Raw genomic sequence first — 26,290 nt, forward strand, 5'->3', positions numbered from 1 at the left:
GGGACACAGCATGCAGATTCAGGTCAACACGAGCAACGGCATCGAGAACAAGGACACGCTGGAGCGCTGGGCCGACGGCGAATTGAGGCAATGCCTGAGCCGCTTCGTGGCCGAGGTCACCCGGGTGGAGGTCCACCTCAGCGACGAGAACCACGGCGCCAGCGGCGCGGCCGACAAGCGCTGCGTGATGGAAGCGCGACTCGCCCATCACCAGCCGCTGGCCGTCACGCAGCACGCACCCAACATGGACGAGGCTTTCCGCGGCGCATCCGACAAGCTCAAGCGCGCACTCGACAGCACTCTGGGACGGCTCTACGGCCACCGCAACCGCGATTCCATTCGCAAGGACGGCGACGCGGTCGTCGAATAGCGCCTTCCTCCACTGATCGGTGTATTGACGGCCTCGGCGCGTGTCGACTACTCTTTTTGCACGACGCCGATGCAGTCGCACATGAAGGGAGTTTCCTTGAATGGAACTCGGTTTCCGCGGGTCCTGGCCCTGCTGCTCCTGACGTGCGGCCTGCTGGGCCCTAGCCTGGCGGGCAGCATGCGGGGCAAGGTCGTCTTCGGCGGCGCGGCGCCCGCGCAGGCCAAGGTGCCGATCACCATCGACCAGTACCTGTGCGGCAACGAGAAGCTCGCCGACGACCTCCAGGTTTCCGCGACGCGCGAGATCCGCAACGCGGTGGTGTGGATCGAGAACCCGCCAGCCGGTGCGGTATGGCCGGCGCGGACGGAAAAGGTCGAAGTCGATCAGAAGGGCTGCTCATTCGTGCCCCGTATCGTGGTCGTCCCGACGGGCGGCACGGTGGATTTCCTCAACAGCGATCGCCTGCTTCACAACATTCACGCCACGCCCAAGCGCAACGTCTCGTTCAACCGCACGCAGCCGATGGGCCGGACGATTCCGGTCACCTTCGCCGAGCCGGAGATCGTGCGCATCAACTGCGACCTGCATTCGTGGATGACGGCGTGGGTGGTGGTTTCTGCGCACCCGTTCTACGCGGTCACCGGTGCGGATGGACGTTTTGCCTTCGACAACCTGCCGCCGGGCCAGTATCAGTTGCAGATCTGGCAAGAGCGGCTTGGCACGATGCAGGCAACAGTCGCCGTCAGCGACCAGCAGCCCGCGCAAGTCACTGTAGAGATGAAGGGCCGCTGAGACTTCAGGGAACGACAGTGATCTTCCTGGAGGACTCCCATGCGGAGGAATGCGTCGGCTCGGCCACCGCGCGCAAGGCGCCGCCTTCGTCCAGCGCCACGGTGAAGGTCACCGTCGGTGACGAATACACAGGGTGCAGGTAGGCGCGCGCAATCTCCACCGAGTCCTTGTAGAGCGCGATGTAGCGCACGAAATGCTCCTGCAGCGACGGGTGCTGCGACTCGGCGCCCACGCTCACGGTGACGTTGAACCACGCACCCCGCTTCACGCTGTCCGGCGCCACGATCTTGGGCGTGTGCTTCGGATCGAAGCCCTTGTGGACCTCCCGGAACTCGGGCGTGAACTGCTGGGCCTGGTCGTCCTGCGCCTGCGCCGTGACGGCGCAACAGGCCGCCATGAGTCCCAGCAGCATCACGACGGCCGGGCGGGCAGCGTATCGAAAGGACATCGTCATGCGAGCTCCTCGCTGTGAAGTCAGAGGCCGGGGAGAAACTGCTTCACCATCGCCAGCAGTTCGCTCGGGCTGTAGGGCTTGGCGAGGTAGCTGGAGGCGCCCGCCTGAATCGCCTTCTCGCGGTCCCCGCTCAGCGCGTACGAGGTGATCACGATGATCGGGATGTGACGCGTCGGTTCTTCGGTGGTCAGCAGCTTCGTGGCATCCAGGCCGGACATCTTGGGCAGCTGCACGTCCATCAGGATGAGGTCGGGCAGGTGCTGCTGGGCCAGCGCGACGCCGGTCTCGCCATCGGCCGCTTCGAGCAGCTTGCACGCCGAGCGGCTGAGCAGTTGCCGCACGATCTTGCGGTTGTACTCGTTGTCCTCGACGTAAAGAATCGTGTGCTCGCTCATTCGCTCCCCTCGCCCGCGCGCAATGGCACGGAAAACATGAAAGTGGAGCCCTGCCCCAGTTCGCTCTCCACCCAGATGCGGCCGCCGAGCCTCTCCACGAACTTCTTCGAGATGCTGAGCCCCAGACCCGTTCCGCCGAACTCGCGCGTGATGGTCGTATCGACCTGGCGGAACTCCGTGAAGATGTTGTCGAGCTCCTGCTGCGCGATGCCGATGCCGGTGTCCGCCACGCGGTAGATGAGTTCGCTGCCGCACAGCTCGACCGAGATGTCGACCCGACCCTGCCGCGTGAACTTCAAGGCGTTGCCGGCAAGATTGGTCAGGCACTGCGTGAGGCGGCCACTGTCGCCATAGGCCACCGGCAGATCGTCCGGCACATGGGCCGTGAACTCGAGGCCCTTCTCGGCCGCGATGGAACGCAGCGAGGTCCGAACCGTGTTGACGACGTCGCTGACGGAATACTCGCCCAGCGCCAGCTCCATCCGACCGGCTTCGATCTTGGAGAGGTCGAGCACATCGTTGATCAGCCGCAGCAGGTTGCGGCCGTTTACCTGGATGTCGGTGAGCGGCTCCTTCAGTTCCTCGGGCACCGTGCCGTAGATCCCGTCGATCATCATTTCACTGAATCCGAGGATCGCGTTCATCGGCGTGCGCAACTCGTGGCTCATGTTGGCCAGGAATTCCGACTTGGCCTGGCTCGCACGCGAGAGCTGCTCATTCAGGTCCACGAGCTTCGCGGCCGCTTGCCGCTGTGATTCGTCGAGACGATGCAGTTGCAGGCTCATGTGGTTCATCCGGTCGGCGAGCGCTCCGAATTCGTCACGGTTGGGAACCGCAATTTTGCGCCCGAAGTTTCCCGCCGCGACATCGCCGAGGAAAACTTGCGCCTCCCGCACCGGCAGGATGAACGACCAGGAGATCACGAATCCGCACAGCCACGCCAGCAGCACCGCGCTCACGGCGAAGACGGAAGTCAGGATCAGCGACCGCCGGTTGGCGGCGCCGACGCTCTCGCGCAGCCGGGCCATGCGGTCCTGCTCGACATTGACGAGCTGTCCCATGCGCAGTGCGATCTGCTCGTCGAGCTTCTCCTCGCGCTGGAGCAATTCGGTCGTGATGTTCTCGAGCTTGCCGTCGCGAATCGCGTTGGCGATGTCGGCCACCACGCCCATGGCATCGTCCTGCGAGGCACGAACCTGGCCGATCAGGCCCTTCTGCCCGGCAGTCGCGGCGGTGTCCAGCTTGGCCAGCGTTTCATTGAAGCGGTTGTTCTCGCGCAAGATGCGTTCGATGGCGGCTTCGTCCTTCGACAGCAGCGCCAGTGCGGTGAAGTGCATCTGCCGATCCAGCGCATGCTGGCTTTGCTGCGCCCAGCTGACCCGCTCGTGTGCCTCATCGAGCAGGCGGCTCTGCCCGGTGGTGTTCACGAGGATCAGCAGGCTCGCGACCGCCATCGCGATGAACAGCAGCGTGATGATGAGAAAGGCGAACAGCAGCTTGGTGTGCACCGAGGCACGAACACGCGCCACGCCAAGCACCAGCCCAGCGAAGGGTGACCGCTTCAACGCCCGCGTTACAAGCTGTTCGAGTTTGATGGCCAGGCTCCATCAGGGGCCAGGGAGAGTGCTCCCGCACCACTCGCCATTGGCGTTGCAGCCTTGTGGAACCCCCACGAAGCCGCTACATTTTTTGTCCCGGGAGAACGACGATGAGAACCCCACCACGCATCCTCATCGTCGACGACAACGCGACCAACGTCAAGATTCTGCAGGCCAGGCTGGCCAGCGAGGGTTACGAGGTGGTGTCGGCGGCCGACGGCGAAGAAGGCCTTTCCGCTGCGCGGCAGCTCACGCCGGACCTGATCCTGCTCGACCTGATGATGCCCAAGCTCGGCGGCATCGAGGTGTGCCGGCGCCTGCGCGCCGACCCTGCCTTCCCCTTCACGCCCATCATCATGGTCACGGCCATGGCGGACCTGAAGGACGTCATCGCGGGCCTCGAAGCCGGTGCCGACGAGTACCTGACCAAGCCGGTGGACCATGCCGCGCTCGCCGCGCGCGTGCGTTCGATGCTGCGCATCAAGGACCTGCACGACCGCGTCGAGTCGCTGGTCGACGAGATGAAGCAGTGGAACGCGTCGCTCGAACGCCGCGTCGCGACACAGGTCTCCGAACTCGAACGGGTCGGCCGGCTGCGGCGCTTCTTCTCGCCGCAGCTCGCCGAGCTGATCGTCAGCGGCGGTGCCGAGGACCCGCTGCAAAGCCATCGGCGGGAGATCACCGTGGTCTTTCTCGACCTGCGCGGCTTCACCTCCTTTGCCGAGCGCTCCGAACCCGAGGAGGTGATGGGCGTACTTCGCCAGTACCACGCCGCGACCGGTGAGCTGATCCTCGCGCACGAAGGAACACTGGAGCATTTCAGCGGGGACGGGATGATGATTTTCTTCAACGACCCGATCCCCATCCCCGACGCTGCAGAGCGCGCGGTGCGGATGTCGCTCGCGATCCGCGAACGCATCGGCTCGATCGCCGAGGCCTGGGTCCGACGCGGCTATTCGCTGGGGCTGGGCATCGGTATCGCGCAGGGCTTCGCCACCATCGGCGCCATCGGTTTCGATGGGCGCTGGGACTATGGGGCGATCGGCACGGTCACGAACCTGGCGGCGCGGTTGTGCGGCGAAGCGTCGGGCAACCAGATCCTGATCTCACGCCCTGTCTATGCGCAATTGGAGTCAATGCTCGACGTGGAGCCTCCACAAGCACTCAGCCTGAAGGGGTTTCAGCGCCCCGTCGACTGCTTCAGCGTGCGCGGCATGAAAGCGCCGACGCATTGAAGGCTCGCGGCTAGCGCTGCACGAACTGAAGAAGAAGCCGGCTCACTTCGTCCGGCTGCTCCTGCTGCACCCAATGGCCGGCGCCGCCGACGATATGGACGCCCGTCATCTGCGTGCACGCACTGTCCTGCATGGCCTCGAAATCGCCGGGCTTCTGGTAGATGCCCCAGTCGCTCCGGCCGGCGATGAAGCACGAGGGCACGTCGATCGTCCGGCCCGCCCATGTCTGCAGTTCCGCCGTGTACTGCCCGCCGGTCCCGCAGCGATACCACTGCAGGCCGCCCTGGAAGCCGGTGCGGGCGTACTCGGCGGCGTACACCGCAAGCTCGTCCTCCGGCAGCCAGCGGCAGGCGGCAATCTGCTCCGGGGTCGGCATCTCGGCGGCGACGGTTTCGGCCATGGTCTTGTCGGCTTCCATCACGTAGTAGGTGGGCAGCTTTCCCAGCTCTTCGGCCGTGAGCGCCTGCAGGCGAAAGGGCTTGTTGGCAGGCCAATCCGCGCTCTTGCAGTGGTAGTAGGCACGCAGGAAGGCATGCAGGCCCTGCGGCGCCTGGCGCATGTGGCCATCGGCTTCTCGCGTCGAGTAGTACCACTGGTAGTGCTTGCGCGGCGGCGACAGCCCGGGCAATGCCTCCAGCAGCGCGGCGATGGCGCTCGGGCCGGTGGCCGCGGGCGCGGGCGCGGACGCGGCCGTGCCGAAAGGTATGGGAGGCACGCCACCGAAGGGCGCGCTCATCAGCACGACCGATCGGAACACGTCGGGCCGCACCAGTGCGCACCACGCGGCGACCGGCGAGCCGAAGTCATGCCCCACGACCGCGGCCACGGTGCGATGACCCAGGGCAGCGACCAGGCCGAGCGCATCGCGCACGAGATTCAGCATGCGGAACGCGTCGAGATCGGCGTCGAAGCCTTCCTGCCAGCCAGTGGTGCGCCCGTAGCCGCGCTGGTCGGGCGCCACCACGTGATAGCCGGCCGCGGCAAGCGGCAGCATGACCTTGCGCCAGCTGTAGGCCAGTTCCGGAAAGCCGTGCAGCAACAACAGGCAAGGCCTGTCGGCCGTTTCGAAGCCGGCCTCCAGGATGTGCATCTGCAGGCCGTTGCTGTTGTCGACGGATCGCGACCGGATGCCCGGAGGCAGAGGCAAGGGATCGAGTGCGGGACCCATGGTCATGACGTCCTCCTGGAGGGCCGGCCGTTGCGGCAATGACAGTGTGTCAGTGCCGACGGGCGTTCGCCATGGCCTTGCCCACTTCGTTGGTGCCTTGAGCCGCACCGCTCTGCGGAACGATCTCGCCGCTGCGCTCGGTCACTTCGGCCAGCCGCGCCGCGAGTTGCTCGGGCGCATCGGCGCCGAGGCCGATCCAGGCGCCCTGGGTCAGCGTGATGTGCGCCGCCTCGAAGGTGCCGGCGCCCGCGCAGAGGATGGCGCGGGTGGGAGCGTCCTGCGCGGCCAGCACCAGCATCGCCGGCACCACGGCCTCGGGCTTGAGCGCATTGAGCACTTCCTCGGGCATCAGGTCCTCGGTCATGCGGGTGGCCGCCGTGGGCGCCAGGCAATTGACGCGGATGTCGTTCTTCGCGCCCTCGATGCTCAGCGTCTGCATGAGGCCCACCAGTGCGAGCTTGGCGGCACCGTAGTTGCTCTGGCCGAAGTTGCCGTAGAGGCCGGACGACGAGGTCGTCATCACGATGCGGCCGTACTTCTGCTCATTCATGATCGGCCACACGGCCTTGGTGCAATGCACGGCACCCATCAGGTGGACATCCATCACCAGGCGGAAATCGGCGATCTCCATCTTCGCGAAGCTCTTGTCGCGCAGGATGCCGGCGTTGTTGATGAGGATGTCGACGCGGCCCCATGCGTCGACGGCCTGCCGCACCATGGCCTGCACGGCCTCGAAATCGGTGACCGAAGCGCCATTGGCAATGGCCTCGCCACCGGCCGCCTTGATCTCGTCCGCTACCGCCTGCGCCGCGCTCACGGAGCCGCCGGACCCGTCGCGCGCACCGCCGAGGTCGTTGACCAGAACCTTGGCGCCGCGCGCCGCCAACGCCAGTGCGTGCTGGCGACCCAGGCCATTGCCCGCGCCGGTGACGATGGCCACGCGGCCCTTGAAATCGAGATTGCTCATGCCGGAATGCTTTCGTTGGAGTCGTTGACGCGTCGCGTTTTACCCCAAACAACCCGCCCTCCTCGTCTCCGCTGCGACCCGGTACTCCCCAGATGCATAGAGCGCCGCGGAACCGGCCCCGCCGGTCCGCCAGCGCTGCCCCCTGCAAGGGGGTAGGCGAAGCGACACGAAGTGCGCGAAGCCTGGGGGTGTGCTAGTTCGCCCGGCTCAGCTTCTCGCAGTAGTCCAGCAGCAGATCGATCTCGGCCGACTTGTCGAAGAAGGCGTCCGCGCCCATCGCCTTGGATCGTGCCCGCATGTCGGGCGTCGCATAGTTGCTGAGCACCACGACCTTCTGGTGGGCCGCCCGCTTCCGGCAGGCATCGACCACACCCAGGCCATTGCCCTGGTCCAGGAACAGGTCGACGATGGCGACGTCCCAGCTGTCCCGATGCCTTCGCAGCCACGACACGGCTTCGGCTTCGCCGCTCGCATGGGCCACCACGGTGGCATCCGCAATGTCTTCGAGAAAACCGACGAGGTTGTCCCGGATCACGGGGTTGTCTTCGACCAGGTAGGTCTTGAAAGTCATTTTGAGGCAGGGCAAATCAGAGTTGACACACGGCTTTCGTCTCTGATGCCATCATCCCCGCCGTTCATGACACCACGGTGGGCCATAGCGGGCAATGCAGGTAGGCATGCACCTACCGAGTGCATGCGGGTCAGAGCTCGGCGCGCTGACTGACGGGGGCCTGCGGCGTCTCGGCCCAGTGGTTCTTGAAGCCGAGCCGCGCCGGGGACACGTACTGCTCGCGGTAGATCTCGAAGGGCATGGTGTCGCTGGCCTCGATGCGCTCCTGGGCCTCGATAGAGGTCTGCGTCATGTGCTCGAACTGCGCCTGCTGTTCGGCCGGGAACGGCAGCGCCAGCAGCGTTTCGCGCGTGAGCTCGGACTGGGCGCGAACAAAGCCGACGAAGGAATTGTTGTGCGCCCTCATGGCTTCGAGCACCCGTGCCGACGGCAGCACGGCCGGATCGCCGAGGGCGGCGCGGGCGGCCTGCACGGCTTCGGCGTGCTTCGTACCGCCGTGTGCCGCATCCAGCGCATCGGCGATGGGCGCGAATTCTTCGAGCAACTCCGCACCCCATTCCGTGAGCACCACTTGCCGGCCGTCGCGCTGCAGTTGCAGGCCGGGTTCCCGGCCGCGCGCAGCCGTCAGGTGCTGGTTGTGCGCCAGGTCGACGATTTCCTCGCGGGTGTCGGGTGGGCTGTCCGTCAGCAGGCAGTGCAGCAGGAAGACGTCCAGGAAGCGCATGGTCTGCGCGCTGATGCCGACGGGCTCGAAAGGATCCAGATCCATCAGGCGCACTTCGACGTACTCGACGCCACGCTCGCGCAGCGCGTGCAGCGGACGCTCGCCGGGGTAGATCACGCGCTTGGGGCGGATGGTGCCGTAGAACTCGTTCTCGATCTGCAGCAGGCTGGTGGCGAGTTGGTTGTAGTCGCCGCCGAGACTGCGGATGCCGATGGCCTCGTAGGCGGGCCAGGGCCGGGTGAGCGCGTCCTGCAGCGAGGCGCCGTAGCCGTCGAGGCTGTTGTAGCTCACGGCCAGCGAGGCCTGGGCCTCGCTCTGGTAGCCCAGCCGGCCCATGCGCAGCGAGGTGCCGTGGGGCATGTGCATGCTGCCCTCGCCCAGCGGCTGCAACTCGTGCGGCCGGCCGTCGACAAAGGTCGCACACAGCGCAGGCGATGCACCGAAGAGGTAGAGCAACAGGAAAGCGTGCCGGCGGAAGTTGCGGATCAGCCCGAAATACTGCTCGCTCGACACCTCCGGCAGCGACCAGTTGTAGTGAATGCCCGAGATGGTCTGCATGCGCCGCCCGTAGCGGTGGCTGAGGCCCATGCGGTAGACGCTCTTGGCGCGCCCGACATTGGACGAGCCATAGCGCCCGATCGGGATGGTTTCATCGGGCGGCAGGCCGCACGGCATGCTCGAGGCCCAGAGGCGCTCGTCGCCGGCCTCGTTCAGGACGCGGTAGGTGAACTGGTGCACGCGCACCAGTTCCTCGAGCGCGACCTCCACGTCGGCATGGGCGCCGGTGATGAGTTCGAGCTGTGATTCGCTGAAATCGGTGGTGATGTGCGGATGCGTGAGCGCCGAGCCCAGGGCCACGGGGTGCGGCGTCAATGCCAGCTTGCCATCGGGCTGCGCGCGCAGGCTTTCCTTCTCGATCCCGCGCCGGACTCCCCTCAGCCTTGCAGGCGAGAGCGCGTCGAGGCGCTCCTTCAATTTGGTCATGTTGATATGGCCTGTCATTCTTCGTGGGGCTGGAAGGTAGCACGATGAAAATAATGCTGCTCGAAGGACCTTGCTCGCCCCCACGGAGCCGGTCCGCGGCGTTCCACCAGCCGGCCGGGCTGCGCCGGCCTTCGCGGGGAAAACGTCAGGACAGGACGCGCAGGAGGAAGGCGTTGAGATCGGCGATTTCCTCCATGCAGACGGAGTGTTCCATGGGGTATTCATGCCACTCGATGTCGTAGCCGAGGGCCTTGAGGGCATCGCGGCCGTAGACGGCGCGCGCCAGGGGGACCACGCCGTCGCGCTGGCCGTGTGCCTGGAAGATGGGGGTGGACTGGTTGGCGGGGCTTCGCTCCGTGGCGATGGTTTCGGCCAGCGGGAGGTAGCCGGAGAGGCCGACGATGCCCGCCAGGCGTTCGGGGTGGCGCAGGCCGGTCATGAAGGACATGGCGCAGCCCTGCGAGAAGCCGGCGACGACGATGCGGCTGGCCGGGATGCCACGTGCCTTTTCCTTCGCGAGCAGAGCCTCGATCTCGACCTGCGAGCTGCGCAGGCCGGTTTCGTCCTCGGGCTGGCCGGGGCCCAGGATGTCGTACCAGGCGGGCATCCGGTAGCCGCCATTGATGGTGACCGGCATGACCGGCGCATTGGGGAACACGAAGCGGACCGGGCCGACGGCCGAGAGTTCGAGTTCGTTGGCAATGGGCACGAAGTCATTGCCGTCGGCGCCCAGGCCGTGCATGACGAGGACGGTCGCCGTCGGGTTCGGGCCGGTTTCGATTTCGATGGGAGGAAGTGACATGGCTCCGAAGTTACCGCAGAACGGTCGGCAAAGCCCGCAAGGACGGCGGGTTGGCTGACTTGGCCGGAAACCGGCCGGCCCTAGGATGGAGCGCCCAAAGCAATGAAATCCACGTTGAACACCTCCCGCGACGCCGAAACCGCCGGCGCCCTGCTTGTCCGACCCAAGTTCGGTGGCGTGGCGCTGGTGTGCGGCGATTGCCAGAAGCGCAGCAACGGCCCGTCGAAGCTGAAGGCCAAGGACGTCCGCAAGCTGTTGAAGAAAGAACTGCACAACCAGCCGGTGCGGCTGCGCATCGTCCAGTGCAGCTGCCTGGGCATCTGCCCCAGGAAAGCGCTGGCCGTCTCGGCTGTGGCTGCCGGGCAAGTGCTGGCGGCCGAGCTTCGTTCGGAAGACGAGGCACGCGCGGCTGCCGCCGCATTCGCGCGCGCTCTCTCCTAGGCGCGTTACTTCATCGGCATGTCGCCGCTTGCTGGATGCATTCGACGAGGTGCCGCGCCGCCGGCGTGAGCCGGAGGCCCTTGCGCCGGATCACGCACACCTGCAGGGTCGGCAGCGTCTCGTCCACCTCGACGCGCACGATGCCGTGATGCCTGAAGGCCAGTTCGGCCAGCGGCTCGACGAACATGCCGACGAGGTCCATGTGCCCGACCAGGCCCAGCGCGACTGTCACGGACTCGCCGAGGATCATGCGCGCCGGAGGTGTGAGGCCCATGGGCGAGAAGATGGGCGCCACGAATTCGCGGCCCAGCTCGCCATCCCCGGGAAGCAGCCATTCCGCCGTGTGCAGTTCGCGCAACGAACGGCAGTGGCGCAAGGGGTGACCCTCGCGCACGCCCACGGCCAGCTGCACGGGGAACAGATCGACGCTTTCGAACTCGGCGGGCAGCGTGCCCGGCCCGACGTGTGCGACGGCAAAGTCGAGATGGCCATCTCGCAGTCGCGCCAGCATCCACGGCAGCACGGCTTCGCTGAAATGCACGTCGACGGCCGGCAGGCGCGTGTGGAACTCGCGGAAGGCTTCCGGCAGCAGGGTCAGGGCGACCGACGTGCTCACAGCCACCGCCACCTTGCCGGTCGCGCCATCGCGGATCTGGGCGATCTCGTCGCGCGCGCGGCGCATATCGGCCAGCAGCAGGCGCGCGCGGGGCGCAAAGGCCTCGCCGTAGGGCGTGAGCCGCACGCCCTTCACGCTGCGCTCGACCAGCGGCGCACCGACTTCGCGCTCCAGTTCGCGCACGATCTTCGTCACCGCCGGCTGCGAAATACCGACGGCGCGGGCGGCACCGCGAATGCTCTTCTGTTCGACCACGGCCACGAAGGCAAGGAGCTGGTTCGGCTTCATTGAAAACAAAAAGTTATCTTCAAGGATCAATTATTGTCTTTTCACGATCAAGACCTTTCTCTAGCATCCCGGCGCGACAACCCAACGACATCACTCAACCACAACCAATGACCCACCCGCCCAGCCGCACGCCGATCAGCCGGCGCCAGACGATCGTTGCGACCACCATTGGCAATGCGCTCGAATTCTTCGACTTCACCGTGTACGGATTTCTCGCGCTGGTGATCGGCAAGCTTTTCTTCCCGACCTTCAATTCCTACGGGCAGCTGCTGCTGACGGTGGCGAGCTTCGGCGTCGGCTTCGTCATGCGCCCGCTGGGCGGCATCGTGATCGGCGCGTATGCCGACCGCGCCGGCCGCAAGAAGGCGATGACGCTCACGATCTTCCTGATGGCGCTGGGCTGCGCCTTGATCGCCCTCGCGCCCACCTACGCGCAGATCGGCGTCGCGGCGCCGCTGCTGATCGTGCTGGCGCGGCTCATTCAGGGCTTTTCGGCGGGCGGCGAGGTGGGCGCGTCCACCACCCTGCTGGTCGAGCACGCCACGCCGAAGAATCGCGGCTACATGGCGAGCTGGCAGTTCGCGAGCCAGGGACTCGGCATCCTGCTCGGCGCCGTGGTCGTGGGCGGACTGTCGACGGCGCTCACGCCGCAGGCCATGGAAAGCTGGGGCTGGCGCGTGCCCTTCTTCCTCGGCATGCTGATCGCCCCGGTCGGCATGTACATCCGCCGCCATCTCGAGGAATCGCTGGAGATCCGGCCCGAGCCGGCCAATGCGGCACCACGCCGCAGCAGCCTGTCGGAAGTGTGCGGCGAACACGGCAAGACGGTGCTCGCGGCCATCCTGAGCATCGTCGGCGGCACAGCTGCGGCCTATGTCGTGACCTTCTACATGCCGACCTACGCCATCCGCGAGCTGGGCATGCCGCCGCCGGTGGCGCTCTTCGGCGCGGCGCTCACGGGGCTGCTGTCGTTCGGGCTGGCGCCCTTCGTGGGCCGCTGGTCCGACCGGGTGGGTCGCAAGCCGCTGATCGTCTGGAGCCGCATCGCGCTGGTGCTGCTGATCTACCCTGGCTTCCTGTGGCTCAACATGTCCCCCACGCCCGCTGTGCTCTTCACCGTGGTTGGCGTGCTGAGCCTCACCCTGGTGGTGCAGACGGTGCCGGGCATCACGATGCTGCCGGAGATGTTTCCCAAGCATGTGCGCGCAAGCGGCATGTCGCTGGTCTACAGCGTGGGCGTGGCGCTGTTCGGCGGCTTCTCGCCCTTCATCAGCACCTGGCTGCTGAACGCCACCGGCAACAAGCTCGCGCCGGCCTGGTACCTGTTGGCGATGACGACGGTCTCGCTGCTGGGCCTGCTCTGGCTCAAGGATTTCACGGGCAAGGACATCGACGCGGCCGGTGCGCACCAGCCCGCCTGATCACCGACTTTCAAGGACACCGCATATGTACAGCACCGCAGCCACCCGCCACTTCTCGGGCACCTACGCCGAGGCCCGGCGCAAATTCCTCGAGGCCGCCGCCCAGCGCGGCGCAGCCGTCGAATCTTTCGTGCTCGAAGCGCATCGCGGCGCACTGGGCGAAACGCTGGCCACCGACGTGGCCCTGCTGGGCAAGCCGAACGCCGCCAAGCTGATGATCGTGAGTTCCGGCACGCACGGCCCCGAGGGCTTCTGCGGCTCGGGCTGCCAGGTCGCCACGCTGAACGATGCCGACCTGATGTCGCGCCTCGAACAGGCCGGCGTCGCGCTGTTGCTGGTGCACGCCGTCAACCCGCACGGCTTCTCGCATCTGCACCGCACCAACGAAGACAACATCGACCTGAACCGCAACCACATCGACTTCGATGCGCCGCTGCCCGTGAACGCCGCATACGCCGTCGTCGAGCCCTTCGTGCTGCCGGGCACCTGGCCGCCCGCCGCCGCCGACGAGGCGGCAATGGCCGCATACATCGAGAAGCACGGCATGCGGGCCTATCGCGCCGCGGTCACGGCAGGCCAGTACACCTCGCCCGAGGGCGTGTTCTACGGCGGCAAGGCGCCGTCATGGAGCAACCGCACCATGCGCGGCATCCTGCGCAAGTACGGCACGGCCGCCACGCACATCGGCTGGATCGACATCCACACCGGCCTGGGGCCTTACGGACACGGCGAGAAGATCTATCCGGGCCGCAACGCGCCGGCCGACCTGGCACAGGCGCGCGCATGGTGGGGCGCCGACGTGTTCGCGCCCTTCGACGGCCAGTCGGCCTCGGCGGACGTCTCGGGCCCGGTGGTCTCGGCGATCTACGACGAGTGCCCGCAGGCCAGCGCAGCGCTGATGGGGCTGGAGTTCGGCACCCTGCCCGACATGGAAGTCATGACGCGCCTGCGCGCCGATACGTGGCTGCGCCGCCACCCGGAAGCGCCTGCCGAACAACAGCGCGCAATCCGGAAGGACCTGCGCGACGCCTTCTACTGCGACAACGACGAGTGGAAGGGCATGGTGCTCGGCCAGGCCCGCGTGGTGCTCCTGCAGACCCTCCAGGGCCTCAAGGGCGCCTAGAAGGATCGGACCTTCAGAGCCGCGCCGCCAACTCGCGGCACTGCTGGAGGTTCGTGTTGAAGCGCGTCGCCATACCCGGCTCGCAGGCCGAGCTCGTGGTCATGATGCGGCACATGCCGACCACCAGGAAGTCCGACACCGCCTCGGTGCACATCGGGAAGCGTGCCAGCGCAGGGTTGGCGCCCGACTTGAAGCCCCAACTGTCGGAAAAGTCGAGCATGCGGCCCATGGCGTCCTCGAAGTAGTCGCGGTCGCGCGCCGTGATCGCGGCCTCCATTGCCGGAAGCTCGCCACCCAGGAAGCCCATCGCCGCGGCAGGAAAGCGGTTCGCGTCCTGCGGGGTGGCCTTCTGGGCCGTCGCACCCGAGACGGCGACCGCGAGCAGCAGCGGCACGACGATGCGCGCGGAAATGGCGAGGATTCGAGGGCGAGAAAATTCCATGGTGTTCGGTCAGGCGATGGCTTCGAAGGCCGCCCGGATTCGGGGCGGCCGCTGAAACCCGTATTTGAACCGAAAGCCGCGTGCCTCCCGGGCGCCTACCAGCTCACGCGCATGCCGAGCGACCCCTGCACCGAGGATTTCACCTTCACCTCACCGCCCGCGTTGAAGAGCCGCCCCAATTCGCCGTACAGCGTGACGACGCGCGTCAGCGCCAGCGTCATGCCGGCCGCGACTTCGGTCGAGGTGTGGCCGGTCGCGCTGGCGATCCGGGTGCTGGCCGCCGGGCCGACGAAGGTGGCGACATCGGTGCCCGAGCCCGCGTAGTACACGTTGAAGCGGCCATAGGGCTCGAGGCGCCCCGCACGGGTGGCGATGTCGCCCTTGATGCGCACGCCAAGGCGGCCGATCCAGCCGCCGTCGGCGTCCTGCTGCACGCGGGCGCCGCCGATCAACACGTCGTCGAAGCTGCTGCGCTGGTAGGCGAGTTGCGCCTGCGGCTCGATGCTCCAGCCCTCCGCCAACGCGAAGGCCTTGCCGGTTTCGATCGAAGCCGTCGTGCTATTCGACTTGCCCGACGCGCTCGGGTTGCCGTCGGGGCGCACGGTGTAGCGGTGGCTGCCGCCCTGGAGAACGGCATCGGCGTACAGGCCGCTGGCATCCATCCAGGTCGCGTAGCCGGCAAGGTAGCGCGATTGCAGGTCGTTGTAGCCGACCCGTCCGACCGCGCCGCGCGCGTTGCCGCTGACGTCCGCGCTGCCGTCGAGGTAGCCCACGTAGATGCCGGCGCGCCAGTTGCCGCCGGCCAGCAGATCGGTGCCCGCCTGGAGGCCGCTCACGTGCCCCTTGCTCTGTGCCGAGGCAATGCCGTCCTGGTGGATGTCGAGATCGCTGTAGATGGCGCGAGCCCACGCTTGCCGGCCGCCCACGGCAGGGCCTTCGTCGCCGACGCGGCGATGCAGGTTGCCGAGCATCGCGAGATCGGCCTGGCGCAGCTGCGCGGGCAAGGCGGCAAAGAGCGGCACCTCGGCGCGGTAGGTCGGCACCGTCGTCACTGCGGCGGTCGGCGGTGCGGCGCCGCTGGCGTCCGACGTTGCAGGCGGCACCGGCTTGACGGAGAGGTCCTGCGGCGGAATCGTGGTTTCCGAGCGCAGATACCAACTCTCGCCCGCGCCCTGGGCATCGGCCGCATGCAGGCGGTATTCGAAAGCGCCCGCATCCACGTGACCGTTGGCGAGGGTGAAGGCATCCCGCGTCGTCTGGGCGGTGGTGGTGGCGCCATTGCGCGCGCTCACCACCTCGATGCCGTTGCCAGTGGTCTGCGCGCCGAGGCCGCCGAGATTGGTGATGCGCACGGTGGTCCTGCCGCTCGCGCTGGCACCGGGGCCGTTGAGCACCAGGCGGTCGCTCAGGCTGGCGTTGCCGCCCAGCACGGTGCCCAGGCTCAGCACGCCGTTGTGGCCGGCGTAGGCGCCGTTCACGGTGAGCGTGCTGCCGGCCGCCTTGCTCAGGAGGCTGACGGTGCCAGCGTTCTGAAGCGAGGCCACCGTCTGGTTGAAGCCCGCGGTGTCAAGCGTTGCGCCCGTCGCCACGGTGTGCGCCGACAGGGCGCTGAAGCTGCCGGCCGCACCCGCCTCCAGCGTGCCCGCTGCGACGGTGGTCGTTCCGCCGTAGCTGTTGGTGCCCGAGAGCACGGTGGTGCCGCTGCCCGTTTGCCGGAGCGCGCCGCTGCCGCTGATGGCGCCCGCAAGCGTCAGGGTGTTCGAACGGTTCACCACCAGCATGGCGTTGTTCACGATGTTGCCCACCACGCTGCCGGTGGCGCCGCCATCGCCGAGCTGCAAGGTGCCAGCCGTGATCGTCGTGCCGCCGCTGTAGGTGTTGTCAGCGGTGAACAGCGTCGTCCCGGTCCCGAGCTGAGTCACGCTGCCGGTGCCGCTGATGGGGTTCGCGAACGCGACGCCGTCCCGCCGATGGATGGTGAGCGCCGCGTTGTTGACGATGGGGCCATCCACCTTGCCGGCAGTGCCGCCATTGCCCAATCTCAGGACGCCGGCGGTGATCGTCGTGGTCCCGGTGATCGCCTGGTCGGTCGTGAGCGTCAGCATGCGGTCGCCGGTCTTCTCGATGCCGCCCGTTCCCGTGAGCAAGCCCGTGTAGGTCGCGTCCACCAGGAGTTGTTCGAAGCGCACCACGCCGTGGTCGGTGATCGTCTTCGGCATGAACACGGCGCTCGTTTGCAGCGTGCCGGCCGCATCGACCGTCATGCTGCCGGTGTAGCCGCTGGCGTCCGAACCGAGGATCAGCGTGCCACCGGCCACTCGGGTGCTCGTGATGCCCACGCCCGCCAGCGACTTGTTGAACGTCCATGTGCCACTGTCGTTCTTCACCAGCGTCTGGAAGTTCGAGATGGTCTGGCTGACGACGCCCGTTCCCGTGCCGTTCAAGGTCAGCAGGTTCACGCCCCCGCCGCCGTTGATCGAGCCGGAGATCGACGATCCGGTGTAGATCCTCAGAGCGTCGTCGCCATTGGCGAAATTCAGCGATCCGATCAGCTGGCCCTTGTTGGTGAAATCCAGGGCCATGGTGCCGGACACGCCCATGATGTTGCCCGCGCCGTTCTTGTATTCGATGATGCCGGTCGCGCCGTTTTCGATGGTGTTCGAGCCGCTCGACGACTCGAACCAGATGGCCGCGCCGCCCGCCTGAGACCGGATTTCACCGTTGTTGACGATGCGATTGCCCGTGCCGATCGGGTTGATCGCCTCCGCATTGCTCGCCGACCCGGTGGACAGCACTTTGGCGTCCTTCTCGATCGTCAGCGTGCTGCCGGAGCGAAATTCAATGGTGTTGGCGCCGGTGCCGAAGTAGCCGTTGGTGCTGCCCGGAGCGTTGTTTTTGACCGTGGCGCCGGCCTGGATCAGGATGGTCGAATTGGTGCCGACGCTGATGCCCGGAAGTCCCCCGGAACTGATGACCGCTGCCGGCTGCACGATCACCGAGGCGCCGGCCGGCGTGCTGTCGCCCCGGCCCGCAGTGTCGGTTGCCGTGCCGGTCGTGTTGCAGGTGATGACGTTGGCGCTGGTCGAGCAGGCGGCCGAGGCGATACCGGCCAGACCGAGCAGCGCTGCGGCGACAGCCACCTGCGCTGTACCGGAGCGCACCCGGGTGCTGGACTTGCCGGCGTTGGCGGCGAGTTCGGACGCAACGGTCCAGGCGCGTTGCGATGGGTTCCAGACGATGCTGAAAACGCGGTTCATGAAGCTTTTTCCGAAGTTTGAAATCCACGCCACGCGTGAAATGAATACTTACGAATGTAATTCTTCGGTACTCATTGTGTCGGGAAAAGTTCACGAATCTGGTGCAAATCCACGCCTCCGTGTGAATTCGCTACGCTTTCGATAGCAGAAAAGCACGGCGCGGGTTGGCTCTGCGCCTGTGTCACAAGAAAGTGACAGTCTCCGGCGCACCTGAACAGGGCACTCTGGGGCGGCAGGCGTCCCCGGCAGGCCCGTAAACTCCCGGGATGGCATCCAGACCTTCCAGAGCGCCGCGCATGCTCGAGCGCGGCATCCTATGCATCCTCATCGGCGCGGCCGTGCTGATCGCGCCGAGCTTCCTGCAGTCGCCCACCTGGCGCGAAATGGTCGGCGGGGCCTACATCGTCGGATGGTTTGCGCTGGTGCTCGGCATTGCGCTCGTGGTGGTCGACCTGCTCCAGCGGGCGAAGGCCAAGGGGCGCTGAGGCCCCGCGGCGGGACGTGGCCGCCGCCGGGTTCAGCGCTTGGCGCGAAGCTTCTTCACGACTTCGACGACGGCCAGCACGAGGGCGCCGGCAATGATGCCGACGACGGCGCTGGCGCCCATGGAAGCCAGGCCGCCGGCGAAACCGCCGACCCCCGAGGTCCAGGCCTCGATCGCATGGCCGACGGCCGGCACGCCGTGCACCAGGATCCCGCCGCCCACCAGGAACATGGCGGCCGTTCCGGCGATGGACAGCCCCTTCATGAGCCAGGGCGCCGCCGCCAGAATGCCGCGGCCCAGGGCGCGCGAACCGGCGCCTTCGCGCTCGCTCAGGTAGAGCCCGGCGTCGTCGAGCTTCACGATGCCGGCCACGAGGCCGTAGACGCCGACAGTCATCACCAGGGCGATTCCCGCCAGCACGGCCAGTTGCGTGACGAAGGGCTGGCCCTGAACCGTGCCCAGCGTGATCGCGATGATTTCGGCAGAGAGGATGAAGTCGGTGCGCACCGCGCCCTTGATCTTGGCCTTCTCGGTGGCGACGACGTCGACCTGCTCGCTCGCCACCGCCTGCTCATGGGCCGTGGTGCTGGCAGCGTGCTCGTCCTTGTGGAGGAACTTGTGCGCCAGCTTTTCGAAGCCTTCGAAGCAAAGGAACGCGCCGCCGATCATCAGGAGCGGTGTCACCAGCCAGGGCAGCCAGGTCCCGATCACCAGCGCGGCCGGCACCAGGATCGCCTTGTTCACGAAGGAGCCCTTGCACACCGCCCAGACGACCGGCAACTCGCGGTTGGCCTTGACCCCCGACACCTGTTGCGCGTTCAGCGCCAGGTCATCGCCCAGAACACCTGCCGTCTTCTTGGCCGCGACCTTGGTGAGAACGGAAACATCGTCGAGCACCGTCGCGATGTCGTCGAGCAGCAGCAGGAGACTGGTGGCCATCGACCGCGCGCCCGATCAGACGGCTCGCTTGAGGCGGATTTCCTCGATCTTCACGGCGCCGAGGGCCGTGGTCTTGGCGGTCTTCATTTCGCGCTTGAAGCCGGCGAGTTCATGGAAGCGCATCGCGCGGTCGTTGCGAAGCGGCACCCAGACGGTGACCACGGTACAGCCCTCTTCCTCGAGACCGTCGCGCGCGGCGTCCCACAGCGCGACGCCGACGCCCTTGCCCCAATGCTCGGGCTTCACGTAGATGGCCCAGATCTCGCCGGTGGTCGACGGCGTCTTGGGATCGCGCGACCGGTCGAAGCCGACGAAACCCACCACTTCGCCGTCGATCTCCGCGACCTGGACCTGGGGTTCGCTGAACTCGATCGCTTCGCGCCACTTGGCCTCGCGCGTGGTGGGCGCCAGCGCGCGCAGTTGATCCTCGGGCAGGATGTCAGCGTAGGCGGCCTGGGCGGCTGCGGCATGGACTTCGGCGACGGCTTTGGCATCGCGCAGGGTGGCGGGGCGGACTTCGTAATCGGACATGAATGCGGGGGAACGAACGTAAAGGGCCGTATTGTCGCCGCGCCGCCAAAAAGTCCCGAACGCCGAGGCTAAACTGACCGTCGCATTCGCATCTATCCGGAGATTCACATGGCCAAAGGTCAACAGCGCACGAACAAGGAAGCCAAGAAACCGAAGAAGGACACTTCGCCGCCCAAGCCGCCGGGCGCGGGCATCGAACCGGTCCGTACGATCACGACGGCGGTCATTCCGCGCGGCAAGCTCAAGAACAAGTAACCGTGAACGCGCCCGCACAGCCCACGCCAGCACAGAAGCAGCCGCGCAACCCCTTGCACGGCCTCACGCTGGAAGCCATCGTGACCGCCCTCGAGGCGTATTACGGGTGGCAGGGGCTGGGCGAGCGGATTCCGCTGCGCTGCTTCACCAGCGACCCCAGCGTCGCGTCGAGCCTCAAGTTCCTCCGCAAGACGCCCTGGGCGCGCGAGAAGGTCGAGAGCCTCTACCTCTTCATGCTGCGCGAACAACGGCGCCAGCAACCGCCCTCGCAGCAGCCTTGATGAAGGCGCACGTCGAACCGGGCGGATTCACCTTCGACATCGAGTCCGACCGTACCCTTCTCCAATCCGCCGACGCCGGCGGCATCGAGTTGCCGAGTTCGTGCCGCAACGGGACCTGCCGCACCTGCCTCTGCAAGCTCGTGGCCGGCGAGATCCGCTACCGCATCGAATGGCCGGGCGTGAGTGTCGACGAGAAGGCCGAAGGCTGGATCCTCCCCTGCGTGGCCGAGCCGCTCGGCGACGTAACCCTCGACGTGCCTTACGCGTTCTCAGTGTTCTAGCTTGACGAGCCGGTCCCGCTGCGCGAGCGAGGGAAACAACCGGAACCAAGCCGCAGCCACCAGCACGGTGCCGACACCGCCCGCCACCACGGACCCCACGGGTCCCAGCAGCGCCGCCGTGGCACCCGACTCGAATTCCCCGAGCTGATTGCTCGCGCCGATGAAGATCGAGTTGACCGCACTCACCCGCCCGCGCATGGCATCCGGCGTTTCGAGTTGCACCAGCGTCTGCCGGATCACCACGTTGACCATGTCCGCACCGCCCGAGACTGCGAGCGCGATGAGCGACACGATGAAGCTGCGCGAGATGCCGAAGACGATCATGCACACGCCGAACATCGCCACCGCGATCAGCAGCGCGCGGCCCACGTGCCGTTCGATGGGCCGGCGCGTGAGCATGATCGACATGACCAACGCCCCGATCGCCGGCGCGCCACGCAGCAGCCCCAGGCCCCAGGGGCCGGTATGAAGGATGTCCTTCGCGTAGATCGGCAGCAGCGCGACCGCGCCGCCCAGCAGCACCGCGAAAAGGTCGAGCGATACCGCCCCCAGCACGGGCTTTCGCTTCCAGATGAAGTCGACGCCGGCCAGCACGGTCTTGAGCGTCACCGGCTCCCGCGCAGCCGGCGTGAAGACGTAGTGCAGGCGCATCACCAGCACGGCGGCCGCCACGAAGAAGACGAAGGCGGCGCCGTACACCACCCCCATGCCCGCCACGAACAGCAATCCGCCCAATGCCGGGCCACCGATGATGGCGCCCTGCATGCCGGCAGAGCTGAACGCCATCGCGCGCGGCAGCAGCATCGGCGGCACCAGCAGGGGCGTGAGCGCCTGTTGCGCCGGCATCTGGAATGCGCGAACCGCGCCGAGCACGAGAGACAGTCCGAGCAGCAGCCCGCGCGAATCGTGCGCGACGTGCACGGCCAGCAGCAGCGCCATCGCCACGGCGCCCTGCACCGCGAAACAGGCCGCGACGATGCGCCCCCGGTGATGCCGGTCGACCACATGGCCCGCCAGCAGGGCCAGCAGCAATGCCGGCACGAACTGGTAGAGGCCGACGAGGCCCAGGTCCCACGCGCTGTGGGTCAGGTCGTACATGTGCCAGCCGATCGCGACCAGCAGCATCTGGCTCGCAGCGGTGCCGAACAGCCGTGCAACCCACAGTTGCATGAAGGGCCGCTCGCGCGTGAGATCGGAAAACTTGGAGGAACGGGAGGAAGCGGCAGCAGCGGACATCGCGACGAGGATAGCCGAGCCGCCCGCAGCTTCTAGACTCGGCCTGCGATGACCGACCTGCACCTGATCCATGAAGACCCGCACCTGCTGGTGCTCGACAAGCCCGCCGGCCTGCTCTGCGTGCCCGGCCGCGGCGAGGACAAGCAGGACTGCCTCAGCGCCCGTGCCATGCGGCGATGGCCCGAGGCGTTGGTGGTGCACCGGCTCGACATGGCAACCAGCGGCCTGGTCCTGATGGCGCGCAACCCGGTGATGCAGCGCGCGCTCGGCGACGCCTTCGCCAGCCGGCAAGTGAGCAAGCGCTACGAAGCCATCGTCGACGGCCTGCTGCCGACGTCCGACGAATGGTCATTGATCGATGCGCCACTGATGGCGGACTGGCCGCGCAGGCCCCTGCAGAAAATCGACGCGGCCGGCAAGCCCAGCCAGACGCGATGGCGCGTGAAACAGCCATTGCCCGAGCGCCGGGCCAGCCACCTGTGGCTGGAGCCGCTGACGGGTCGCAGCCATCAATTGCGTGTGCATCTGCTGTCGATCGGCCACCCGATCCTCGGCGACGCGCTCTATGGAGATGAAGACATTCAACGTCGCGCGCCGAGATTGCTGCTGCACGCGACCGTGCTCGAATTCGAGCACCCTGCCGATGGGAGACTTTGCCGCTTCGAGAGCCCGCCGCCTTTTGCGTGATGGGACGCCAGCCTGGCGCTTGCTAGCTGAGATCGCCTTTGACCACGAGCACCGGCACCTTGGCGTCCTGCAGCACGCGCTGCGTCACGCTGCCGAGCAGGAGCTTCTCGATGCCCGTTCGACCATGCGAACCCATCACGATCAGGTCGGCCCCGATCGCGATGGCGGTATCGACGATGCCTTCATGCACGACGTGTCCGTCGATCACGCGCTGGTCGCTGTGCAGGCCTTCGGCGGCGAGCGCCGCGACGCCTCGCGCCAGCGCGGCATTCGCGCTGCTGGTGGCGGCGGCAAGGTATTCGTTCTGGCCGAGCGCGTAGTCAGCGCCCACGCCGATGAAGGGATAGTTGTCCACCACGTGGATGAGCGTGATGCGACTGCCGAAGGCCAGGGCCAGCCCGCTGGCCTTGCTGACCGCCAGCATCGACGTTTCGGACCCGTCAATCGGGACCAGGATGTGATTGAACATGGCTGACCTCTTTCATGCACAGGATTCGCGGGCGAATCGGGCCTCGAATTTACATCCAAGCCCACGGCTGCGGATGTAGGACGTCTACGGTCCGCGCCGCGACCTCAATCGCCCTGGAAACCACCGGCGCGGCAGGTCACGACCAGCGTGTCGCGCCAGCCCGGCTCGCCTTCCACCAGCGGCTGGATCGGGGTCGATTCGTGGATCACGCGGGCGTCGTCCAGCAGCAGTAGGGTCCACGGCTCGGTCATCGTGAAGCGCTCGCCGCGCCGTCCGCTGGCTTCGAACACGCGCGTCTCGCCGCCCTTGATGTTGTGGCGGCCGACCAGCGCGACAGCGACCAGATCGACGCCATCACGGTGCGCGCCTTCCGGCGTCGGCCGGCCGATGCCGTCGGTGGTGTCGATGCGGAACTGGTGCGCCTCGGCATACCAGCGCTGGGTGCCGCGCAAGCCGCTCGTCACGTCGCCGAGTCCGCTCATGAGCCGCTGCCAGACCGGTTGGGCGACCGTCGCTGGCTCCATCGGCGCGAACCAGCGCTGCATGCCGCCATGCAGCGCGTTGTATTCGACCGGCTGCCAGTGCGCGCGATGCGGCACCTGCTCGACACCGGATTCCTCGACCGTGAAACAGGCATGACGACGCGTGCGGTAGCGCCCGCCGTCCTTCAGGTATTCGTCGGGCGGCAGATGGGCCCAATCGCCATGCAAGGCATCGAGCTGCGCCAGCGGCGCGCCCAGCCAATCGGCCACGCCCTGTGGGCTCAGGACGGCATAGCCATCCTGGCGCAAGGTGGGAACGAGTCGGTCGGGTGGTGTGAATGGTGGGCTGAACGCAGTGCTCACTCCGTCACCTTCACGCCCTTCCAGAACGCGACGCGGTCCTTGACCATCTCCGCTTCAGGCTTGGGGTCTGCGTAGTACCACGCGGCGTCGGTGTTGAGTTCGCCGTTGACCAGCAGCGAGTAATAGCTCGCCGTACCCTTCCACGCGCACGTGGTCTTGTGATTGCTGAAGGTCACATGGTCGCGGTTGAGCGAATCCATCGGGAAGTAGTGATTGCCTTCGACGAGCACGGTGTCGTCGCTCTCGGCGATGGTGGCGCCGTTCCAGGTTGCTTTCATTTGTTGACTCCGTGGCGCGATGCGCCGCTCAATCCACGAAAGTAGCACATTCCTTTCGCGGGTCGAGCTAGGCCGCCTGAAGCCAGTGCACGCTGAACAGGCGCTCCGGGTCCGTCCATACCGCGGCGGGACGGAAGCCGGCCCTCACGGCGAGCGCACGCAACCCCTCCACGGTGAACTTGTGCGAGTTCTCGGTGTGGATCGTCTCGCCTTCCTCGAAGGCAAAGCGCTGGCCGTCGAGTGTGACGGACTGCGCCCGGCGGCTCACCAGGTGCATTTCGATGCGCCGCATCGGCGAGTTGTAGAAGGCGGCATGCGTGAAGCCGTCGAGATCGAAGTCGGTGTCCAGCTCGGCGTTGGCGCGCCGCAGCAGATTCAGGTTGAACGCCGCCGTCACGCCCTGCGCATCGTTGTAGGCCGCGTGCAGCAGCGCCGGGTCCTTCACGAGGTCGACGCCGAGCAGCAGCCCGCCGCCACGCAACAGCCGGTGCGCCAGTTGCAGGAAAGCCAGCGCCTCGTCAGGACTGAAATTGCCCAGGGTCGATCCGGGGAAGAAGCCGACCCGCTGGCCGGCGCCCTTGTCCCGCGAGGGCAGCACCAGCGGCATCGTGTAGTCGGCCACCACGGGCTGCACGATGAGCCGGGGATAGTCCGCGCGCAAGCGCTCCGCCGCCGCCTCGAGGTGCTCACCGGAAATATCGATCGGCACATAGCGCTTCGGCGCCTCGAGCGCATCGAGCAGCAGCCGGACCTTGGTGAGCGACCCTGCGCCGAATTCGACGATCTCGGCGTTGGGGCCGATCTGCGCGGCGATCTCGTCCGCGCACTCGGTGAGGATGCGCACCTCGGTGCGGGTCGGGTAGTACTCGGGCAACTCGCAGATGCGATCGAACAGCGCCGAACCCGCGACGTCGTAGAAGAACTTCGGCGAGATGCTCCGCGAACCCAGGCTGAGGCCCGCGAACAGTTCGCGGGCGAAATCGGACAGCGGCGCGGCCCGTTGCGCAGCCCGGAACGCATGGAGATTGAATGCAGGAGTGCCCATCAGAGGTCCTTCGCGAGCCGCAGCCCCGAGAACTGCCAGCGCGCCGCCGGCGGGAAGAAGTTGCGATAGCTCGGCCGCGTGTGCCCGTCCGGCGTGGCGATACTGCCGCCGCGCAACACGAGTTGGCCGACCATGAACTTGCCGTTGTATTCCGCCGCGATGCCCGCGAGCGGGCGAAAACCCGGGTACGGGTCATAGGACGAACGCGTCCACTGCCACACGTGGCCGCTCATCTGCGAGATGCCCGGCGCATCGTGCGCAGCCTCCCATTCGAATTCCGTCGGCAGCCGCCCGCCGGCCCACTCGGCATACGCGGCAGCCTCGTAAAAACTGAGCTGCGCGACAGGTGCGCTCGCCTCCAGCGGCCGCACGCCGTGCAGGCCGAAGACCTGCCACCCGGCCGTCACGCCCTGGTGCACGAGGCGCGGATCGTCCGGCGCCAGCCAGTAGGCCGGGCAACGCCACCCTTGCGCCTGGACCGCAGCCCAGCCGTCCGATAGCCATAGCTCGGGCCGCTGGTAGCCCCCGTCGGCGATGAACTGCGCAAAGTCGCCGCAGTTCACGAGCCGGTCCGCAATGGCGTAGGGCTGCAGCAGCGCAGCGTGGCGCGGCGTCTCGTTGTCGAACGCGAACCCCGCGTCGCCATGGCCGACCTGCACCACTCCGCCGGGCTGCGACAACCAGCGCATCGCGGGTGCGACGGAAGCCAGCCGCAAGGTCGGCACCGTCGCTGTGCGGTACGCCGGCAGCAAGGGATTGCACGACAGCGCGTGCAGGATGTCGGTGACGATCAGCTCTTGGTGCTGCTGCTCGTGATGCAGGCCGAGGGTGACGATGCCTTCGATGGTCGTCCAGGCGTCCTCACGCGCGCTGCCCAGCAGCACATCCACCGCCTCGTCCACATGGCGGCGGTACGCGTGCACCTCGTCGAGCGACGGCCGCGTCAGTAGCCCCCGCTGCGGCCGGGGATGACGCGGCCCCAGCGCCTCGTAGTAGGAATTGAAGAGATAGTGAAAACGCGGGTCGAACACGCGATAGCCGTCCGCATGCAGCTGCAGTAGCACGGTCTCGAAGAACCACGTGGTGTGCGCCAGGTGCCACTTCGTGGGGCTGGCATCGGGCATGGATTGGATGCACTGGTCTTCGGCCGACAGCGGAGCCGCCAGCGCCAGGCTGTGTGCGCGTACCGTTCGAAAACGATCGCGCAGGTCGTCCGCTGCTGGCAAAGCCGGCCGGATCAGGTTCATGGGAACTCCAGTTTTGACTTGAACGGTTTTTTAGCCCATGCACACAGGCAAACGCCGTAGGACA

At 66.9% G+C, this 26,290-nt stretch carries 30 protein-coding genes; 11 read left to right on the top strand and 19 right to left on the bottom strand.

What is annotated here, in order from left to right:
• Positions 1-10 precede the first annotated feature (10 nt).
• Together QTH90_RS08030 and QTH90_RS08035 are read left to right on the top strand one after the other, a co-directional pair.
• Positions 11-370: an HPF/RaiA family ribosome-associated protein gene (locus QTH90_RS08030; RefSeq protein WP_286663941.1), complete on the top strand. Its 360-nt coding sequence runs from the start codon at positions 11-13 to the stop codon at positions 368-370.
• 81 nt (positions 371-451) lie between these two features.
• Positions 452-1,162 carry a carboxypeptidase regulatory-like domain-containing protein gene (locus QTH90_RS08035; protein WP_286663942.1) on the top strand — a complete coding sequence of 237 codons (711 nt, stop codon included), beginning with the start codon at positions 452-454 and terminating at the stop codon, positions 1,160-1,162.
• A gap of 4 nt (positions 1,163-1,166) precedes the next feature.
• On the opposite strand, the gene QTH90_RS08040 is transcribed toward QTH90_RS08035, so the two are convergent.
• From QTH90_RS08040 to QTH90_RS08050, 3 genes are read right to left on the bottom strand one after another with little or no spacing between them, the layout of a single operon-like run.
• Positions 1,167-1,616 (bottom strand): desulfoferrodoxin family protein, encoded by a 450-nt coding sequence (locus QTH90_RS08040; protein WP_286663943.1) that lies wholly within the window; start codon positions 1,614-1,616, stop codon positions 1,167-1,169.
• A gap of 20 nt (positions 1,617-1,636) precedes the next feature.
• Positions 1,637-2,011, bottom strand: a complete 375-nt coding sequence (locus QTH90_RS08045) for a response regulator (RefSeq protein ID WP_286663944.1) — start codon at positions 2,009-2,011, stop codon at positions 1,637-1,639.
• Positions 2,008-3,540: a sensor histidine kinase gene (locus tag QTH90_RS08050; protein ID WP_286663945.1), complete on the bottom strand. Its 1,533-nt coding sequence runs from the start codon at positions 3,538-3,540 to the stop codon at positions 2,008-2,010. The genes QTH90_RS08045 and QTH90_RS08050 overlap by 4 nt, the downstream gene beginning before the upstream one ends.
• Before the next feature lie 179 nt (positions 3,541-3,719).
• Between QTH90_RS08050 and QTH90_RS08055 the strand changes: the two genes are divergently transcribed.
• Positions 3,720-4,844 carry an adenylate/guanylate cyclase domain-containing protein gene (locus tag QTH90_RS08055; protein WP_286663946.1) on the top strand — a complete coding sequence of 375 codons (1,125 nt, stop codon included), beginning with the start codon at positions 3,720-3,722 and terminating at the stop codon, positions 4,842-4,844.
• 10 nt (positions 4,845-4,854) lie between these two features.
• Here the strand turns inward: QTH90_RS08055 and QTH90_RS08060 are convergent, their stop codons facing one another.
• The 5 genes from QTH90_RS08060 to QTH90_RS08080 form a co-directional block, all read right to left on the bottom strand.
• Positions 4,855-6,012, bottom strand: coding sequence for an alpha/beta hydrolase (locus tag QTH90_RS08060; protein ID WP_444814713.1), 1,158 nt, complete (start codon positions 6,010-6,012; stop codon positions 4,855-4,857).
• A 49-nt stretch (positions 6,013-6,061) separates the two neighbouring features.
• Complete coding sequence (locus tag QTH90_RS08065) at positions 6,062-6,979, bottom strand: SDR family NAD(P)-dependent oxidoreductase (protein ID WP_286663948.1); 918 nt, start codon at positions 6,977-6,979, stop codon at positions 6,062-6,064.
• Between the two features lie 193 nt (positions 6,980-7,172).
• On the bottom strand, positions 7,173-7,550 hold the full coding sequence (locus QTH90_RS08070; protein ID WP_286663949.1) for a response regulator: 378 nt from the start codon (positions 7,548-7,550) through the stop codon (positions 7,173-7,175).
• Positions 7,551-7,680: 130 nt separating this feature from the next.
• Positions 7,681-9,258: a glutamate--cysteine ligase gene (gene gshA / locus QTH90_RS08075; RefSeq protein WP_286663950.1), complete on the bottom strand. Its 1,578-nt coding sequence runs from the start codon at positions 9,256-9,258 to the stop codon at positions 7,681-7,683.
• A 145-nt stretch (positions 9,259-9,403) separates the two neighbouring features.
• Positions 9,404-10,060 (bottom strand): alpha/beta hydrolase, encoded by a 657-nt coding sequence (locus QTH90_RS08080; protein ID WP_286663951.1) that lies wholly within the window; start codon positions 10,058-10,060, stop codon positions 9,404-9,406.
• Between the two features lie 102 nt (positions 10,061-10,162).
• Between QTH90_RS08080 and QTH90_RS08085 the strand changes: the two genes are divergently transcribed.
• Positions 10,163-10,501 (top strand): hypothetical protein, encoded by a 339-nt coding sequence (locus tag QTH90_RS08085; protein WP_286663952.1) that lies wholly within the window; start codon positions 10,163-10,165, stop codon positions 10,499-10,501.
• Between the two features lie 10 nt (positions 10,502-10,511).
• Here QTH90_RS08085 and QTH90_RS08090 read toward each other — a convergent pair whose 3' ends face one another.
• Positions 10,512-11,405 (bottom strand): LysR substrate-binding domain-containing protein, encoded by an 894-nt coding sequence (locus QTH90_RS08090; RefSeq protein WP_286663953.1) that lies wholly within the window; start codon positions 11,403-11,405, stop codon positions 10,512-10,514.
• Between the two features lie 107 nt (positions 11,406-11,512).
• Between QTH90_RS08090 and QTH90_RS08095 the strand changes: the two genes are divergently transcribed.
• Both QTH90_RS08095 and QTH90_RS08100 read left to right on the top strand, forming a co-directional pair.
• Positions 11,513-12,826, top strand: a complete 1,314-nt coding sequence (locus QTH90_RS08095) for an MFS transporter (protein ID WP_286663954.1) — start codon at positions 11,513-11,515, stop codon at positions 12,824-12,826.
• A 25-nt stretch (positions 12,827-12,851) separates the two neighbouring features.
• Complete coding sequence (locus tag QTH90_RS08100; protein WP_286663955.1) at positions 12,852-13,949, top strand: M14 family metallopeptidase; 1,098 nt, start codon at positions 12,852-12,854, stop codon at positions 13,947-13,949.
• Between the two features lie 13 nt (positions 13,950-13,962).
• On the opposite strand, the gene QTH90_RS08105 is transcribed toward QTH90_RS08100, so the two are convergent.
• Together QTH90_RS08105 and QTH90_RS08110 are read right to left on the bottom strand one after the other, a co-directional pair.
• Positions 13,963-14,391: a hypothetical protein gene (locus tag QTH90_RS08105; protein ID WP_286663956.1), complete on the bottom strand. Its 429-nt coding sequence runs from the start codon at positions 14,389-14,391 to the stop codon at positions 13,963-13,965.
• A 95-nt stretch (positions 14,392-14,486) separates the two neighbouring features.
• Positions 14,487-17,648 (bottom strand): autotransporter outer membrane beta-barrel domain-containing protein, encoded by a 3,162-nt coding sequence (locus tag QTH90_RS08110; RefSeq protein ID WP_286663957.1) that lies wholly within the window; start codon positions 17,646-17,648, stop codon positions 14,487-14,489.
• 296 nt (positions 17,649-17,944) lie between these two features.
• On the opposite strand from QTH90_RS08110, the gene QTH90_RS08115 reads away from it, so the two are divergent.
• Positions 17,945-18,133 carry a hypothetical protein gene (locus tag QTH90_RS08115; RefSeq protein WP_286663958.1) on the top strand — a complete coding sequence of 63 codons (189 nt, stop codon included), beginning with the start codon at positions 17,945-17,947 and terminating at the stop codon, positions 18,131-18,133.
• A 32-nt stretch (positions 18,134-18,165) separates the two neighbouring features.
• Here the strand turns inward: QTH90_RS08115 and QTH90_RS08120 are convergent, their stop codons facing one another.
• A complete protein-coding gene (locus QTH90_RS08120; RefSeq protein WP_286663959.1) occupies positions 18,166-19,071 on the bottom strand; it encodes a DUF808 domain-containing protein in 906 nt (301 codons plus the stop codon).
• A 15-nt stretch (positions 19,072-19,086) separates the two neighbouring features.
• Positions 19,087-19,602 carry a GNAT family N-acetyltransferase gene (locus QTH90_RS08125; protein ID WP_286663960.1) on the bottom strand — a complete coding sequence of 172 codons (516 nt, stop codon included), beginning with the start codon at positions 19,600-19,602 and terminating at the stop codon, positions 19,087-19,089.
• 108 nt (positions 19,603-19,710) lie between these two features.
• On the opposite strand from QTH90_RS08125, the gene QTH90_RS08130 reads away from it, so the two are divergent.
• Genes QTH90_RS08130 through QTH90_RS08140 form a run of 3 tightly spaced genes read left to right on the top strand, consistent with a single transcriptional unit; the run spans position 19,711 to position 20,419 of the window.
• On the top strand, positions 19,711-19,857 hold the full coding sequence (locus tag QTH90_RS08130; RefSeq protein WP_286566829.1) for a hypothetical protein: 147 nt from the start codon (positions 19,711-19,713) through the stop codon (positions 19,855-19,857).
• Positions 19,858-19,859: 2 nt separating this feature from the next.
• Positions 19,860-20,138 (top strand): VF530 family protein, encoded by a 279-nt coding sequence (locus QTH90_RS08135; RefSeq protein ID WP_286663961.1) that lies wholly within the window; start codon positions 19,860-19,862, stop codon positions 20,136-20,138.
• The gene (locus QTH90_RS08140) at positions 20,138-20,419 is read left to right on the top strand and encodes a 2Fe-2S iron-sulfur cluster-binding protein (protein ID WP_286663962.1); all 282 of its coding nucleotides are present in this window, start codon (positions 20,138-20,140) and stop codon (positions 20,417-20,419) included. The genes QTH90_RS08135 and QTH90_RS08140 overlap by 1 nt, the downstream gene beginning before the upstream one ends.
• Here QTH90_RS08140 and QTH90_RS08145 read toward each other — a convergent pair.
• Entirely contained in the window at positions 20,408-21,589 is a 1,182-nt protein-coding gene (locus tag QTH90_RS08145) for an MFS transporter (RefSeq protein WP_444814690.1), read from the bottom strand. The genes QTH90_RS08140 and QTH90_RS08145 overlap by 12 nt on opposite strands.
• A gap of 114 nt (positions 21,590-21,703) precedes the next feature.
• Between QTH90_RS08145 and QTH90_RS08150 the strand changes: the two genes are divergently transcribed.
• Positions 21,704-22,342 carry an RluA family pseudouridine synthase gene (locus tag QTH90_RS08150; RefSeq protein WP_286663964.1) on the top strand — a complete coding sequence of 213 codons (639 nt, stop codon included), beginning with the start codon at positions 21,704-21,706 and terminating at the stop codon, positions 22,340-22,342.
• Between the two features lie 22 nt (positions 22,343-22,364).
• Here the strand turns inward: QTH90_RS08150 and QTH90_RS08155 are convergent, their stop codons facing one another.
• The 5 genes from QTH90_RS08155 to egtB all read right to left on the bottom strand — a co-directional run bounded on the left by QTH90_RS08155 (position 22,365) and on the right by egtB (position 26,226).
• Positions 22,365-22,811 (bottom strand): universal stress protein, encoded by a 447-nt coding sequence (locus QTH90_RS08155; protein WP_286566834.1) that lies wholly within the window; start codon positions 22,809-22,811, stop codon positions 22,365-22,367.
• Between the two features lie 104 nt (positions 22,812-22,915).
• A complete protein-coding gene (locus tag QTH90_RS08160) occupies positions 22,916-23,656 on the bottom strand; it encodes a 2OG-Fe dioxygenase family protein (RefSeq protein ID WP_286663965.1) in 741 nt (246 codons plus the stop codon).
• Positions 23,653-23,955, bottom strand: coding sequence for a DUF427 domain-containing protein (locus tag QTH90_RS08165; RefSeq protein ID WP_506555367.1), 303 nt, complete (start codon positions 23,953-23,955; stop codon positions 23,653-23,655). The genes QTH90_RS08160 and QTH90_RS08165 overlap by 4 nt, the downstream gene beginning before the upstream one ends.
• 46 nt (positions 23,956-24,001) lie before the next feature.
• The gene (gene egtD, locus QTH90_RS08170; RefSeq protein WP_286663967.1) at positions 24,002-24,979 is read right to left on the bottom strand and encodes an L-histidine N(alpha)-methyltransferase; all 978 of its coding nucleotides are present in this window, start codon (positions 24,977-24,979) and stop codon (positions 24,002-24,004) included.
• Positions 24,979-26,226, bottom strand: coding sequence for an ergothioneine biosynthesis protein EgtB (gene egtB, locus QTH90_RS08175; RefSeq protein ID WP_286663968.1), 1,248 nt, complete (start codon positions 26,224-26,226; stop codon positions 24,979-24,981). The genes egtD and egtB overlap by 1 nt, the downstream gene beginning before the upstream one ends.
• Positions 26,227-26,290 lie beyond the last annotated feature (64 nt).

The sequence above is a fragment of the Variovorax flavidus genome (assembly GCF_030317145.1).
Lineage (GTDB): Bacteria > Pseudomonadota > Gammaproteobacteria > Burkholderiales > Burkholderiaceae_C > Variovorax > Variovorax flavidus.

What these genes read in the sequence shown, in the direction of transcription:
- QTH90_RS08115 (WP_286663958.1), top strand. Translation starts at nt 17,945, where the DNA reads ATGCTCGAGCGCGGCATCCTATGCATCCTCATCGGCGCGGCCGTGCTG.
- QTH90_RS08045 (WP_286663944.1), bottom strand. Translation starts at nt 2,011, where the DNA reads ATGAGCGAGCACACGATTCTTTACGTCGAGGACAACGAGTACAACCGC.
- QTH90_RS08030 (WP_286663941.1), top strand. Translation starts at nt 11, where the DNA reads ATGCAGATTCAGGTCAACACGAGCAACGGCATCGAGAACAAGGACACG.
- QTH90_RS08070 (WP_286663949.1), bottom strand. Translation starts at nt 7,550, where the DNA reads ATGACTTTCAAGACCTACCTGGTCGAAGACAACCCCGTGATCCGGGAC.
- QTH90_RS08055 (WP_286663946.1), top strand. Translation starts at nt 3,720, where the DNA reads ATGAGAACCCCACCACGCATCCTCATCGTCGACGACAACGCGACCAAC.
- QTH90_RS08125 (WP_286663960.1), bottom strand. Translation starts at nt 19,602, where the DNA reads ATGTCCGATTACGAAGTCCGCCCCGCCACCCTGCGCGATGCCAAAGCC.
- QTH90_RS08105 (WP_286663956.1), bottom strand. Translation starts at nt 14,391, where the DNA reads ATGGAATTTTCTCGCCCTCGAATCCTCGCCATTTCCGCGCGCATCGTC.
- QTH90_RS08145 (WP_444814690.1), bottom strand. Translation starts at nt 21,589, where the DNA reads ATGCAACTGTGGGTTGCACGGCTGTTCGGCACCGCTGCGAGCCAGATG.
- QTH90_RS08140 (WP_286663962.1), top strand. Translation starts at nt 20,138, where the DNA reads ATGAAGGCGCACGTCGAACCGGGCGGATTCACCTTCGACATCGAGTCC.
- QTH90_RS08085 (WP_286663952.1), top strand. Translation starts at nt 10,163, where the DNA reads ATGAAATCCACGTTGAACACCTCCCGCGACGCCGAAACCGCCGGCGCC.
- QTH90_RS08035 (WP_286663942.1), top strand. Translation starts at nt 452, where the DNA reads ATGAAGGGAGTTTCCTTGAATGGAACTCGGTTTCCGCGGGTCCTGGCC.
- QTH90_RS08120 (WP_286663959.1), bottom strand. Translation starts at nt 19,071, where the DNA reads ATGGCCACCAGTCTCCTGCTGCTGCTCGACGACATCGCGACGGTGCTC.
- QTH90_RS08130 (WP_286566829.1), top strand. Translation starts at nt 19,711, where the DNA reads ATGGCCAAAGGTCAACAGCGCACGAACAAGGAAGCCAAGAAACCGAAG.
- egtB (WP_286663968.1), bottom strand. Translation starts at nt 26,226, where the DNA reads ATGAACCTGATCCGGCCGGCTTTGCCAGCAGCGGACGACCTGCGCGAT.
- QTH90_RS08150 (WP_286663964.1), top strand. Translation starts at nt 21,704, where the DNA reads ATGACCGACCTGCACCTGATCCATGAAGACCCGCACCTGCTGGTGCTC.
- gshA (WP_286663950.1), bottom strand. Translation starts at nt 9,258, where the DNA reads ATGACCAAATTGAAGGAGCGCCTCGACGCGCTCTCGCCTGCAAGGCTG.
- QTH90_RS08110 (WP_286663957.1), bottom strand. Translation starts at nt 17,648, where the DNA reads ATGAACCGCGTTTTCAGCATCGTCTGGAACCCATCGCAACGCGCCTGG.
- QTH90_RS08100 (WP_286663955.1), top strand. Translation starts at nt 12,852, where the DNA reads ATGTACAGCACCGCAGCCACCCGCCACTTCTCGGGCACCTACGCCGAG.
- QTH90_RS08155 (WP_286566834.1), bottom strand. Translation starts at nt 22,811, where the DNA reads ATGTTCAATCACATCCTGGTCCCGATTGACGGGTCCGAAACGTCGATG.
- QTH90_RS08065 (WP_286663948.1), bottom strand. Translation starts at nt 6,979, where the DNA reads ATGAGCAATCTCGATTTCAAGGGCCGCGTGGCCATCGTCACCGGCGCG.
- QTH90_RS08090 (WP_286663953.1), bottom strand. Translation starts at nt 11,405, where the DNA reads ATGAAGCCGAACCAGCTCCTTGCCTTCGTGGCCGTGGTCGAACAGAAG.
- QTH90_RS08080 (WP_286663951.1), bottom strand. Translation starts at nt 10,060, where the DNA reads ATGTCACTTCCTCCCATCGAAATCGAAACCGGCCCGAACCCGACGGCG.
- QTH90_RS08095 (WP_286663954.1), top strand. Translation starts at nt 11,513, where the DNA reads ATGACCCACCCGCCCAGCCGCACGCCGATCAGCCGGCGCCAGACGATC.
- QTH90_RS08040 (WP_286663943.1), bottom strand. Translation starts at nt 1,616, where the DNA reads ATGACGATGTCCTTTCGATACGCTGCCCGCCCGGCCGTCGTGATGCTG.
- egtD (WP_286663967.1), bottom strand. Translation starts at nt 24,979, where the DNA reads ATGGGCACTCCTGCATTCAATCTCCATGCGTTCCGGGCTGCGCAACGG.
- QTH90_RS08060 (WP_444814713.1), bottom strand. Translation starts at nt 6,012, where the DNA reads ATGGGTCCCGCACTCGATCCCTTGCCTCTGCCTCCGGGCATCCGGTCG.